Source organism: Lysinibacillus sp. NPDC096212, assembly GCF_044763105.1.
In the GTDB taxonomy this organism is placed as follows: domain Bacteria; phylum Bacillota; class Bacilli; order Bacillales_A; family Planococcaceae; genus Lysinibacillus.
Genome location: NZ_JBIWFQ010000033.1, coordinates 51,640 through 65,451 on the forward strand (window position 1 = coordinate 51,640; position 13,812 = coordinate 65,451).

Below are 13,812 nucleotides of genomic sequence, written 5' to 3' on the forward strand. Positions count from 1 at the left end.
TCGTAAGGTATTTTTATTTCTTTTGTATAAATAGGGTAGTCCTCTCTACTTATGGTGATTACTGTATTGTATGGAAATAGATTTATCTTGCATGGGTGGGTAGGACTTGGTAACGCAATTATTCTCTCCCATCTTTCTGCTAGAGTCCCATATTAAATTTACTACACTAGATAAGTAGCGTTATGATTGTTCTCTATACATTCATTTTTTGATTTCAAAAGTATTAGTTTCTAATGTAACTGCCCTACAAATCTTTACTTTTAGCCATATGATAATATGACATGTCGAGTAAGGAGAGGGAATATATTGAAAAAAACAACGAAATTAAAAGAAATAATATATTCAGACAAACTGGAGTTTTTAATGGAAGCACATAACGGTCTTTCCGCAAAAATTGTAGAAGAAGTCGGTTTTAAAGGGATTTGGGCGAGTGGTCTATCGATATCAGGATCATTGGGTGTAAGAGATAATAATGAAGCATCATGGACGCAGGTATTAGATATACTTGAATTTATGAGTGATACGACAACAATTCCCATCCTATTAGATGGGGATACAGGATATGGGAATTTTAATAATGCTCGGAGGTTAGTTAGAAAACTAGAGCAATTGAATATTGCTGGAGTCTGTATCGAGGATAAAATTTTTCCAAAAACGAACTCATTTATTAATGGAGAAACACAACCTCTCGCATCGATTGAAGAATTTTGCGGGAAAATAAAAGCAATGAAAGATACTCAAGAGGATGAAGACTTTATGGTTGTAGCTAGAGTCGAGGCTTTTATTGCAGGCTTAGGATTAGATGAAGCCCTTAAACGTGCGGAAGCCTACAGGAAGGCAGGCGCCGATGCAATTCTTGTGCATAGTAAAAAGTCAGATTTTAAAGAAATTGAAGCATTTATGAAAGAATGGAGGGGAAGGCATCCAGTGGTTATTGTGCCAACAAAATATTATACAACCCCAACTAATGAATTCAGAAAAGTAGGAATAAGTACTGCAATCTGGGCTAACCATAACTTAAGAGCATCGATCACTGCTATGCAGAACATCTCCAAACAAATCCTAAAAGATGAAAGTCTCATTCAAGTAGAAAAATCGATTGTAAGTGTGCAAGAGATTTTTAGACTCCAAAATGCTGAGGAGCTTCAAAAAGCGGAAATAAAATATTTGCCGTCAACTAATAACCAATCACAACCCGGAACGGAGTGATGGTATGTTAAATACAAACGAATTTGGAAATGAGCTTAAAAGACTTGGTTTTGATTTTTACAGTGGGGTCCCATGTTCATTTTTAAAGAATCTTATTAACTATTCCATAAATGAGTGTGAATATATTGCTGCAGCCAACGAAGGTGATGCTGTAGCCATTGCTTCAGGAGCATACCTTGGGGGGAGGAAATCCGTTGTTTTAATGCAAAACTCCGGTCTAACCAATTGTATTTCTCCTTTGACTTCCTTAAACTACCCCTTCCAAATACCTATACTTGGGTTTGTTAGTCTACGTGGAGAACCCGGATTGAATGATGAACCGCAGCATGAATTAATGGGACAAATTACGACACAACTATTAGATCTCATGCAAATAAAATGGCAGTTCTTATCTCCTGATGAAAGTGAGGCAAAGAGACAGCTTGAAGAAGCTAACGAGTGGATTGAAGCAAATCAACCATTCTTTTTTGTAGTGAAAAAAGAAACATTTAATAGTGAGAAATTGAAGATAGAGCAACGTCTTAATCATAAAAATATGAAAAAAAGTGAAAAAACTGACTTAGATGAACTGCCAAGTCGTTTTGAAACTTTAAAAGTGATAAATGGAATCAAAGATATGAAAACAGTATTAATGGCCACAACTGGTAAAACAGGAAGAGAACTATATGAGGTTGAGGATTCTGATAATAATCTATATATGGTTGGTTCCATGGGTTGTGTCGGTTCTTTAGGCTTAGGCTTAGCCTATACTCGAAAAGATATAGATGTAGTTGTTATTGATGGAGATGGTTCCCTCCTTATGCGGATGGGGAGCTTATCTACAAACGGCTACTATCAACCTGAAAATATGCTCCACATTCTTTTAGATAATCAAGTTCACGATTCAACTGGGGGACAAAATACCATTTCTCACAATGTTAATTTTGTCAATATTGCTGCAGATTGCGGTTATGAAAAGTCATACTATATCCATAATTTACATGAACTTGAAAGGTGTATTCAAGAATGGAAAATGACAAAAGGGCTGACTTTTATTTATTTGAAAATCTCAAAGGGATCTAAACAGAATCTAGGACGCCCAAAAGTTACTCCGAGTGAAGTTAAAACTCGTCTACAGAGATTTATTAAATAATTGTTCTGAAAATGAATATTAGCAGGTTGAACTTGCCTATAAGAAGCCTCTTTACCGTACTAAAACTTAGTTGGAGGGAGATAATCCGAACCGCGTATAGAAATGTAATAAAATTAAAGGGAGGAGTACCGTGAAGAATATTAAAAGAAATATATTACTGAATCCTGGACCTGCTACTACAACAGATACGGTTAAATACGCACAAGTGGTACCTGATATTTGCCCTCGTGAAGATGACTTCAGCCAATTATTGCAATTTGTTACTTCTGAAATTACTAGTTTAGTTTCAGAAGAGAATCAATATACAACCGTTTTATTCGGTGGTTCAGGTACTGCTGCTGTAGAGTCAATCTTGAGTTCAGTTATGACTGATGGGGTTTTAGTAATCATTAATAATGGAGCCTATGGGAAAAGAATGTGTGAAATTGCAGAAGCTTATCAGCTGGATTGGATTGAGTTTTTAAGTCCACCCGATCAACCGATTAAATTAGATCAGTTACATTCATTCATTCAAACAATTCCGCGAAAAGTTTCCTTTCTAGCTGTCGTGCATAATGAAACAACAACGGGATTATTAAACGATATAGAATCGATTGGCTTCATTTGTGAAGAAAATGGGATTAATATGATGGTTGATGCAATGAGTTCGTTTGCGGCTATTCCTATTAATATGAGTAAAATGAAAATAAGTTATTTGGCAGCTAGTTCCAATAAAAACCTTCAAGGAATGGCAGGAGTCTCTTTTGTGATAGCAAAAAAAAGCGAACTAGAAAAAGGAAAAACAAAAAAGCCGACAAATTATTACTTGAATCTTTATTCTCAATATTACCATTTCATCGAGACAGGTCAGATGCGTTTTACTCCACCTGTGCAAACCATCTATGCGCTAAAACAGGCGATTGTAGAATTAAAAGCAGAAGGAGTGAAAGAAAGATATGAACGATATTCTCAATGTTGGGAAACCTTAATAGAAGGCCTCTCTAGACTTGGTTTAAGAAATCTCGTCCCTGTCGAGCATCATTCAAAAATTATTACAGCAATAGTAGAGCCCGAAAGTGAAAAGTATAATTTTAAAGAAATGCATGATTATTTTTATGCTAATGGAATAACAATATATCCTGGAAAACTTTATCAATTAAATTCTTTTAGGGTAGCCAACATTGGTGATATTAGCAAAGATGATATAGAGCACTTTTTAAATTTATTAGAAAAATATCTTCAAACCTGAATTATTCACGGAACAGTGGAAAAAATTTTTTAATGCTTTCCATTGTTCAACTAAATGGGGTACTTTAGTTGAAGATTCATATTCCAGAATAATAAATCTTTATTATAAAAAATGATTAGAGATAAACAGGTAAAACCTCGTATTTTGATCAAACTTTGTTCAAAATACGAGGCTTATTTTTATCCCAAAATTGAGGGTAGTCGATTTCAAGCTATTTATCTAAACGAAGTGTCAGTATAATTACGCTAAGAAATAATTGCTATTCCTTCATAAAATAGCGTATTTCATGTTAGCGAATTATTTCAACTCTTTAATCGTTGTGCTAAAATAATACATATACTATGACGTGGAAAAACACGTAAACTAAGGGAGTCCTACAACATGACAAGTCGTTTAGTAGAAGAGTTTTTTGAGCTCGTACAAATCGATTCAGAAACAAAACATGAAGAAGTGATTGCGCCGATTTTAATCGACAAATTAACAACGCTTGGTTTTACAGTAGAACAAGATGATGCACATACTCGTAACGGGCATGGAGCAGGTAATATACTTGCTACGCTAAAGGGTTCATTAGATATCGACCCAATTTATTTTACTTCTCATATGGATACAGTTGTCCCGGGGAAAGGTATTAAACCTTCTCTTCGTGAAGACGGCTATATCGTTTCAGATGGTACAACAATTTTAGGTGCTGATGACAAAGCTGGTATCGCCACATTATTTGAAATGGCTAAACGCTTAAAAGAACAAAATATTGAACATGGTGATATTGAATTTATTATTACAGCTGGCGAGGAAAGTGGACTTGTTGGCGCTAAAGAGTTAGATCCTTCTAAAATTAAAGCGAAGTACGGCTTTGCTGTAGACAGTGATGGCAAAGTAGGAGGAATTGTAACAGCAGCTCCATTCCAAGCGAAAATCTCCGTTAAAATAATTGGGAAAACAGCACACGCTGGTGTTGCTCCAGAAAAAGGAATTTCAGCGATAACGGTTGCTTCCAAATGTATTGCACAAATGAAGCTAGGTCGATTAGATGAAGAAACAACAGCAAATATTGGTCGCTTTGAGGGTGGTCAGGCAACAAATATTGTGTGTGACGAAGTAACGATTCTTGCAGAGGCTCGTTCGATCGACAAAGCGAAGCTAGATGCCCAAACGAAGCATATGCAGGAGACGTTTGAGCAAGTCGCTGCTTCATTGGGTGCAAAAGCTGAAGTTGAAGTGAAGCTAATGTATCCTGGATTCCGTGTAACAGAATCAGATAAAGTTGTTCAAGTGGCAATGGCGGCTGTACACAACATCGATCGTACGCCAAAGCTTGGTATTTCTGGCGGAGGTTCCGATGCTAATGTTATTGCGGGCTTTGGCATCCCTACAGTAAATCTTTCTGTTGGGTATGAGGACATTCATACAACAAATGAAAAAATCCCAGTCGAAGAATTAGAAAAATTAGCGGATTTACTTGTTGAAATCGTCAAAGAGTCTGCGAAAAAATAACCATGAAAATCGAGGATGTGAACGCATGGAAAGTGTAAAGGCAGTAGTTTTTGCTTGTGGTACAGAGGAATATGCAGTGCCTGTGGAACAAGCGATTTCGATTGAAAAGTTAGAGCAAGTAACACCGATTCCTCACTTGCCTAATTATCTTCTAGGCTTCACAAGAATTCGTGGCGAGCTTGTCCCTGTGCTTGATTTTGAGCGTATTCTATATAATCGTTCTTCTAATGCTGCAACAGCACGGATTATAGTGTTGAACACGGATGTTGTGAATTATGGATTACTTGTAACAGAAGCTCGTGAAATTCTTGATTTTGATGAGTCAGTATTAAAGCAGATGGGACTTGTCAATTATTCAAAAACACGCTACTTTACAGCTGTGGCTAATCTTGAAAATCGTATGATCACATACGTTGACCCGAAGATACTTGTGAATTCATTAGAAGGTATTCGTGAAATAATAAATTATTTACACAAAATGCTGGAGAATGAAAAAGAAAACGTAGAGGCATAAAGTATTGTATGATTAAATCATTCAAGACAACATTTCATAGATAATATTTTAGGCAGAATTACAAATGTGTGATTCTGTCTTTCTTTTTAAGTGGCTTCCAAAAGGGAAACTGAATACTCTATGTCGAATATTAAGCTTATCACCAAAACGTGTCGTTGATTTCCGTTCCGACAGGTCGCTTTCCTTTGGACGTCCGATGAGCTGCATGACAAAGCATAATTATGCATATATCTTTTAATAATTCGTTTTTGAGGAGGTATTTATCGTATGAATTCAAAGAAAACGGAAACACCTGAAGAAAAAAGAGAGCATTTAAAACAAAGTGAATTAAAAAACAATCCTACTGGATCTTTAAACGATGGGATAAATAGGGGAACTAGCGGAAATTTAAATGGTATGGGTTGGAAAGAGACGGTCGTATTAGTTTTAGTGTTATTGATAGGCTACATTATATACAAATTGTTTTTCAGTTAAAGATATCGAAAGGAATCACTGTCTCTAATTTTGCATTCCATAATCTTCAATCGCTACACGTACCTCTTCACTACCATCAATTACTTATTTCTAATATAGTAAAAATAACCTGTCTTCATATTCTCATATTTGAAAGTTATCAATAAAATTATGCGTTTTACCTACAGACATATTCATTCTAACATCGTATTATGTAAGGTAAGAAAAATACTGTAAAAGGCAAACTTCACCGAAAGGGAAGGACGCAAAGCCATGAGTCTAAACACTATTGTAGTGCATGATTGTCAGGTTGCCAGGTTCTGTTCTATGAGCCTCGGTAAATAGAATGGAGATGTAATATATGGTAAGTCGTTCACTAAAAGCAATCATTGCTTTTATAGTAACAATTGTAAGTACGCTAGGATTAACAATGGGGAAGGTAGACGCAATGGCCATGCAAGATAAGGCTACTTGGTTATGGGATACGACAGAGATTGTCGAAGATGAATCAGGGGTACTCTCATTTTTAGAAAGCAAAGATATTAATAAATTATATTTACAAATTAATAGTGATATAGCAAGTAACTATTACAAAAGTTTTATTGATAAAGCAATGGCAAAAGGTATAAAAGTATATGCGTTGGATGGTTCTGCAAGCTGGGTTTCAAAGGAGGGCTATAAAATGCAGGATCAGCTGTTTGATTGGTTACGTACATATAATGAAAATGCAGCAGCCACAGAGCAATTTTCTGGAGTTCATCTCGACGTAGAGCCGTATTTAAATAGTGGTTGGAGCTCGAACCAAGTAAAAACGATTGAATCCTATCAAGTGCTTCTTACTAGAGCGAAAGGGGATACTGATCGATTACATTTGCCATTGGAAGTGGATATGCCATTTTGGTTTGACGAAATTACATACAAAAACCAATTTGGACAAGGGTTACTAGCTGATTGGGTGATTGACCAAGTGGAAAGTGTTTCGATAATGGCTTATCGAGATGCTGCTAAAGACATTATAAATATTGTTGAACATGAAATAAACTATGCAAAAAAAGTAAAAAAATCAATTATTATTAGTGTGGAAACAGGTGCCTCTGATGAAGGGAAAAATATTACCTTCTATGATGATGGAGAAGCCTATATGAATAAACAGTTAGCACAAGTCCATCAACATTATGCCAATAAAAAAAGTTATAATGGTTTTGCCATTCATCATGTTGATAGTTGGATGAATATGCAACCTTAAAAAAATCCTCTCAATTAGTATTAACTTCCTAGGAGAATACCGGCTTAGGATGAAAGAAATTACACCATTCACTACTACAAACAATTTAACTTCTTTCAGCACATTGAGAGCGTCAATCAAAAAGTATTATGTAATTCCCATGAAAGAACGAAATAATCTTTCATTCTCTGTGGTGTATCGCTGGTTTTGGCGCTACATGGATGGCTAACGCAGTAGTTTAATGGAATAAGGAATAATTATAAACAATAAGCCTGTATCTATGATTAAATCTAAGATACAGGTTTTTTATTTCAGCTATAATTGTATGGATCCTTTTTTATGGAATATTTATAAATATTGAACACGCCGATTAGAAGAGAATTTTTGTTAAAATAAATATTTTTTAAAAATTGAACCTATTATGATTTGATAGTCGTCTAATAGCAGAATTTGAAGTAGGTTGAAAGGGAGGGGAGTAGATTGGACAAAGAAGAAAAAGATTTCATTTTAGAAAAAGCGATGATTGAATATGGTAATGAGTTGGTACGATTGGCTTTTTCTTATGTGAAGGATACAGAGATTGCTAAGGATGTGGTTCAAAATACGTTTATCAAATGCTACAAAAACCTTGATTCGTTTCGATTTGACGCACAAATAAAAACTTGGCTATATCGTATAACAATTAACGAATGTAAAGATTATTTGAAAAGTTGGAATTACAAAATGGTACAGGTAAAAAGTTTTATAAATGAAACAGCAAAGTCAATATTACCATCAACAGAAAAAACAGTTATCAATAAATACAATAATGAAGAAATAAAAGATGCTATCTTTTCTCTTCCAAAAGTGTATCGGGAAGTGGTTTATCTATACTACTATGATTCATTAAAGACAGAGGAAATTGCTGAAGTTTTGGATATTCCAGTTAATACAGTGAAAACTAGATTGAGAAGAGCAAAACAAAGATTAGAGTCGATGATAAAGGAGGCAGAACTTAATGGAAGATAAACGATCAAGAGATAAATTTTATAATACGTCTGAACAAGAACTAAGATTTACAAAAGAAGACCGTAATGAAGTATTTGAACAAATTTATAAAATGGAGAAGAATAATAATACACAAAACAAGTCTCTTGTTTCTTTTTCAAAAAAATTCGCTCCACTTACAGTTTCTTTATTAGTAATAGGCTTGTGTATATTTTTGTTTATTCCATCGATTTTCCCTGGAAACGTTAATAAAGAATATAATAGAGGTGATGTAAGCGGAACAGTATTACAAGAAGACGAGATTTTTACCACTCTATTTACGGTGAAAGATGAGAATAATAGAATACCTATTAACCTTTTAATTACTTATAGTAAAGATAAAAAGATGGTTAAGGTTCTGTCTATCCCTCGTGATACTTATGCTCCGATATTGGATAAGAATAATGGAACTACTTCATATGATAAATTGACATTTGCTTATGTTCACGGTTCAGGAGGAGTTGAAAATGTAAGAACAACAGTTTCTAAGCTATTTAATCTAACAATAAATTATTATGCTGTTATGGATATTTCAACCCTTTCAACGTTAATTGATTCAGTGAATGGTATAGATTACGACTTGCCAGAAGATATTCGAGTAAGAGCTATATCTAGAGAGGCATTTGAATTCAAAAAGGGGAAGAATCGTTTGAATGGAGAAGAGGTTGTGGCATTAATAGTGGCTGCTACAGAGGGAAAAATATTAGGTGAAGAAAACCTATTAAACCTCATTAGTGCTGTTATTAATAAAACAAAAAACGAAATCCCACAAACACAATTAAAAGAACTTACTACTAAAATAGAAGCCAATACATCAATTGATCATTTGTTAGAAAAGGGAATGGGATTGGAAATTAATTCTATGAAATCGTTATCTTTAAGTGATGGAATGAAATCGGAAATGATAGATGGTAAATACTATATTATGTTTGAGAAAGATTTTTTAAATTCTATTTCAGAAGAGTTAACCACATTTAACTAAATAAAAAAGAGAAGATAAAAGTGTGTTAACGAAATGTAGATTAACGCTCTTTTGCTTTACTTGTAGACCATTGAGTTGCATATGCGGCTCTTTTATTCTTTATTGAACTCCCATGAAAGAACTTAATCACCTTTCATTTTCTGTGGTGTAGCGCTGGTTTTCGCGCTACATGGATGGCTAACGGAGTAGGTTAGTTGAATAAGGGGAATTTTTTTTGAAGTAATTGGAACTTATATTCCTTTTAAACGTAAAAAAGTAAAGGAATAGATTGGTTCAATTGAAATAAAGGAGGGGATGAAAATGAGTATCTTTAAAAAAAGGATTTAAAAGGATTTTTATGGCTTTTCGTTATCGCTTTATTTGGAGTGTCTTTTATAACGCATACCTATAGTTATTTCAATACTAAAGAAATAAATTTAATGAGTAATGGTTGCTATGAAATTGGTGGAGAAGTCATATTAGAAATCCATAATAATCTCACGAGTGATTATTCTTTTGAGTGTAAGCCGAAGTAGATTTAATTGTAAGTATTCATTGTATCGAAGGAACTAAATTTAATTGAGTTCCTCCAATTCTTATTCAACTCCCATGAAAGAACTTAATCATCTTTCATTTTCTGTGGTGTAGCGCTGGTTTTTGCGCTACATGGATGGCTAACGGGGCAGGTTAGTTGAAGATTATATCTGTATATAAGAAGTAGCATTTTGGTAATTTTTACATTTTGTTTCCTTATACAAAGATAGTACAATTTTCAGTAAGGCTTATATAAACAAGAAGAGTAAGCTATTTTATAAATTTGTGGTGAGAAAATGTATAAAATGCCAAAAAAGTCTCAAAACCAATTTTAATTATTGCATTTACAGTTATTACTGTAACTGGAGTTATTAGAACAGCAGCAGCTACTTGGGCTGCCCAAAATACACCTAATGTAGAAGTTACTAACCAAGAAGTTACTCAGAGTGATTTAAATGATAAGAAAGAAGAAATGGTTTCTAATAAATCAAATACAAATGAAATTATTTCTGTGAAAAAAACGGACGAAGAAAGATTTAGACCGGAAGAATGGAAAAGGATACTTTCTAAAATTAAAACGGGTGAAATAGTTTGGGAAGATTAAAATTGCCATTTTTAAAAAATTAGACGGAAACAAATATGCTAAAAATATTTGTTTCCGTCTTTGTATTTATACAGGATTTTATGCAGGCTACAGCCAGTAAACCAGCCTTAAAACGTTGTCAAACTAACGATGTATATAATCCTGTATATACAATCATTCGTGCTTTAACCGAAAAGGCAATAACGACAAGGGTTGATCCTTTATCGTTACTGCCTTTTTCTAATGTTATGTAAACCTAGAATGTATGGGAATGTATAAATCCTTTGTTGTTTCACTATTATTGAAAAAAAAACATATTTTATACAAAAATAAGAGTTAATTTTTAACTTTTATTGGTATTTTTATGGTATATTGAAATAGAATACAAATTATGAAAGGTAGGATTACTATAAAAACATTTTTAAAAGTCGCTGTCGCTATAGTAACTATATTAGTAGTGTCTTTACCGTTTCTAATAAATCATTTTTCTAAACCCAAAATCGAAGAAATAAGTAATTCAAATTCCTCGGTTAAAGGAGATAGTCTTAAGTATCCTGTCAATGCTCAAGGAGAAACTTATGGAACGGTTCATACTGATGGTTCAGGTAAAATAATTACATCACCAGATTTAATTGAGACAAAGGGAGAGAATGGAGTACTTGGGTATGTCAAAGAAAAAGATTTAAATCCTAGATTTACTTCACCAGAAGAAGCTTTAGCACACCAAAAAGCTGTAGATATTGCTGGTTATAAATCAATTCCTCTGTATAAATCAGACGGTAAGACTATAATTGGCGAATTTAAATTGGGATCGGAGAATTAACTATAATGATATGGAGGAAGAAAGTGAAATGAAAAAATTAGGATTAAAGCTGTTTAATATTGTAACAGCCTGTATTTTAGTAATGATTTTATTACCCAAAAATGCAGCAGCTGATACTTCATCTGATATTTACACGACACCTAAAATAAACGGATTTACTTATGACATGAAGTCTATGGTGTGGAGTAGATCAAATTCCAACAAAGTTACACTTGAAGCAGTAGCTTATATCGAAGCGAGCAAAAATGTTGACCCTGGTTATATGGGTGCTCAAGCTCGTCTGTATACTTCAAAAGGGGAATTGTGGACTGCCAGTGCGATGAAATATAATACAACGAAAGTAGCAGGTATATATGCATATTCACCTACAGCTACGGCTAAGGATACCTACTATGCTTTAACTTATGGCGATTTTTATACTGGTGATGGATATAGAACATTTTTTGGGTATAAATCTCCAAACATGAGCATGCCATCATCGAAATATATTTCTGAAATTGAATATTCACAAGAAATTTTAACTTTAATGACAGAAGAGTATGCCGTAAATAATAACGGAGAAACTTATGGATCCTCTTTTTCTGAATTTACAGAAGGGGAAGCACCAGATCTAATCTCTGCAATAGGAGTTAACGGGGTTAAAGGATATATAAAGTCTAGTGATTTAGCACCGAAATTCACTATACCAGAAGAAGCAATCACATACACACAAAGTCGTAGTTATATCAATATAATTCCTGTTTATGATTTAGATGGAATAACTGTATTAGATGATTTCGAATTAATTAATTATTAATACTTATCCTCTTTACTATTGAACGAATCTGTTCTAAAACTTCCTATTAGGTAGATAGATTAAAAATCTGTTTATCTAATAGGGAGTATTTTTTATGACTCGAAGTAAGTGCCACTGTCAGCCGAACAAAAAAGAATCTATTAAATACGAACTATATGTAAGCGATTTTAAAAAAGTCTTTTAGTGTTTATTTCACTAGTCGACAATGATATCCAATATTTCCGTCAGTCATATTATTATTCCAAGCGATTGTATTCCAAAATTTCTTAAATACTGAACAAGTCTATATCATTTCATAAGCGAACCTTGTTTAAATAAGTATGTCAACTGAAAGTGCATGAAATTGTTGATACTATTCAGCTAACGGGTGCGATCGTATTATAAGGTTAACCAGTTTTTACTGGTTGACCTTTTTTTAATAGAATCTATTATATCAGTAGCCAGGGTAGGAAGTACGGGTGCGTGGGACAATGATCCCGTCAACTAAACTGTCCCCCCCCTACTTGTAGAAACATGTTTGAGGCTGGTTGGGACATAGATCTCGTATAACAAGCGAAGCTATGATACTACATGGAGGATTAGGGGTACTGGTGAATGAGTTGTCAGAGGAGGAAGCAAATGAATCCAGTAGTTGGACTGGATGTGGCAAAAGGAGAGAGCCAAGTTCAGGCGTTTTTAGATAAATCGAAGCTGTTTGGAAAGAGCTTTTCGATGAAGCATACAAGAGAGGAATTAAACCGTTTTATAGGCTTTTTAAATGAGATTGAAGTGATGACTGGGCAAATGCCTATGGTCATTTTAGAATCTACAGGTCATTATCATACCCCCGTTATTCAATACTTGGAGGAGCACGAGGTTTTATATATCTTGCTTAATCCTATTATTTCTTATCAGGCTAAGAGATCTAGTTTACGAAAGGTAAAAACAGACGCAATTGATGCGTATCAGTTGTGTGTACTTTATTACAAAGAAGATTTTGAACCTCATAAAAACGGAGGAATTCAATTGCTAAATCTTAGAAATCTTTCAAGACAACAGGAGATTGTGACGAATATGTATGTAGAAGCTAAGCTATAGTTTCACACTATTTTAGATCAAGTGTTTCCAGAATACCGCAAGGTTTTTGGTGATCTTTATTCGAAGGTTTCTTTATTGATGTTAAAGAAATATCCTACTTCAGAAGATGTAATAGCGGCTGGGGAAAGTAGGCTAGCGGAGTGTGTGATGGAGTTTTGTCCAAGACGATCTAGTCTATGGGCGTTGGATAAGGCAAAAAAATTAATGGATTCTGCATCTCGAAATCCATTTCAAAAAGTGGTCTATCACAGTCACTTAATCAATCTTCAAATGTATATTGAGCTGCTTTTTCAGTACCAAGGACACCTTTCAGAGTTAGAAATTCGTATAGTGACCTTGGCAAATGAATTGGAAGATTACAAGATTGTCCAATCGATTCCAGAAATCGGAGAAAAAATCGCTGCCACGATAATCTCTGAGATTGGTGAAATTGATCGGTTTAGTCATCCTAAAAAACTGGTTGCCTTTGCAGGAATAGATCCCAGTGTTCACTCATCAGGAAAGTTCACTGCCACAACCAATCGTATTACTAAACGAGGCTCAAGTAGATTACGCCATGCTTTGTATCTTGCCGTATTGTGCGGTATCAGAAGTTCAAGAAACAAAAAGCTGAAAGAATTCTATGATAAGAAGAGATCAGAAGGAAAGCCTGCCAAAGTTAAAGTGTACCCTTTGTAAAGGACATTTTGAAAAAAAGCTAAGCAACCTTTTGAAGCTGCTGTCTGTATTTTGCAGGCGGCAGCTTTTTCAAGTT

11 protein-coding genes, 1 pseudogene and 1 riboswitch are annotated in these 13,812 nt (G+C 34.3%); all 12 genes and pseudogenes read left to right on the plus strand.

Annotated features, from left to right (window positions below; genetic code table 11):
* Positions 1-306: 306 nt before the first annotated feature.
* Positions 307-1,209 carry a phosphoenolpyruvate mutase gene (gene aepX / locus ACIQ7T_RS23970; protein ID WP_402874146.1) on the plus strand — a complete coding sequence of 301 codons (903 nt, stop codon included), beginning with the start codon at positions 307-309 and terminating at the stop codon, positions 1,207-1,209.
* Between the two features lie 4 nt (positions 1,210-1,213).
* Positions 1,214-2,341: a phosphonopyruvate decarboxylase gene (gene aepY / locus ACIQ7T_RS23975; RefSeq protein WP_402874149.1), complete on the plus strand. Its 1,128-nt coding sequence runs from the start codon at positions 1,214-1,216 to the stop codon at positions 2,339-2,341.
* Positions 2,342-2,471: 130 nt separating this feature from the next.
* Positions 2,472-3,569, plus strand: a complete 1,098-nt coding sequence (locus tag ACIQ7T_RS23980) for a 2-aminoethylphosphonate aminotransferase (RefSeq protein ID WP_402874152.1) — start codon at positions 2,472-2,474, stop codon at positions 3,567-3,569.
* A 381-nt stretch (positions 3,570-3,950) separates the two neighbouring features.
* The gene (locus ACIQ7T_RS23985) at positions 3,951-5,066 is read left to right on the plus strand and encodes a M20/M25/M40 family metallo-hydrolase (RefSeq protein WP_370081665.1); all 1,116 of its coding nucleotides are present in this window, start codon (positions 3,951-3,953) and stop codon (positions 5,064-5,066) included.
* A 25-nt stretch (positions 5,067-5,091) separates the two neighbouring features.
* The gene (locus ACIQ7T_RS23990; protein WP_053483746.1) at positions 5,092-5,580 is read left to right on the plus strand and encodes a chemotaxis protein CheW; all 489 of its coding nucleotides are present in this window, start codon (positions 5,092-5,094) and stop codon (positions 5,578-5,580) included.
* A gap of 267 nt (positions 5,581-5,847) precedes the next feature.
* Positions 5,848-6,054: a DUF6366 family protein gene (locus tag ACIQ7T_RS23995; RefSeq protein ID WP_402874155.1), complete on the plus strand. Its 207-nt coding sequence runs from the start codon at positions 5,848-5,850 to the stop codon at positions 6,052-6,054.
* A gap of 208 nt (positions 6,055-6,262) precedes the next feature.
* A riboswitch (cyclic di-GMP riboswitch) is annotated at positions 6,263-6,351 on the plus strand.
* Positions 6,352-6,394: 43 nt separating this feature from the next.
* A complete protein-coding gene (locus ACIQ7T_RS24000) occupies positions 6,395-7,279 on the plus strand; it encodes an amidase (protein ID WP_402874158.1) in 885 nt (294 codons plus the stop codon).
* 459 nt (positions 7,280-7,738) lie between these two features.
* Positions 7,739-8,266 carry a sigma-70 family RNA polymerase sigma factor gene (locus tag ACIQ7T_RS24005; RefSeq protein ID WP_402874161.1) on the plus strand — a complete coding sequence of 176 codons (528 nt, stop codon included), beginning with the start codon at positions 7,739-7,741 and terminating at the stop codon, positions 8,264-8,266.
* The gene (locus ACIQ7T_RS24010) at positions 8,256-9,266 is read left to right on the plus strand and encodes an LCP family protein (protein WP_402874163.1); all 1,011 of its coding nucleotides are present in this window, start codon (positions 8,256-8,258) and stop codon (positions 9,264-9,266) included. The genes ACIQ7T_RS24005 and ACIQ7T_RS24010 overlap by 11 nt, the downstream gene beginning before the upstream one ends.
* A gap of 1,487 nt (positions 9,267-10,753) precedes the next feature.
* Positions 10,754-11,185 carry a hypothetical protein gene (locus ACIQ7T_RS24015; RefSeq protein WP_402874166.1) on the plus strand — a complete coding sequence of 144 codons (432 nt, stop codon included), beginning with the start codon at positions 10,754-10,756 and terminating at the stop codon, positions 11,183-11,185.
* A 28-nt stretch (positions 11,186-11,213) separates the two neighbouring features.
* Positions 11,214-11,981, plus strand: a complete 768-nt coding sequence (locus ACIQ7T_RS24020) for a peptidase (protein WP_402874168.1) — start codon at positions 11,214-11,216, stop codon at positions 11,979-11,981.
* A gap of 618 nt (positions 11,982-12,599) precedes the next feature.
* Positions 12,600-13,724: pseudogene (locus ACIQ7T_RS24025) on the plus strand (IS110 family RNA-guided transposase); the annotation flags it as partial.
* Between the last annotated feature and the right edge of the window lie 88 nt (positions 13,725-13,812).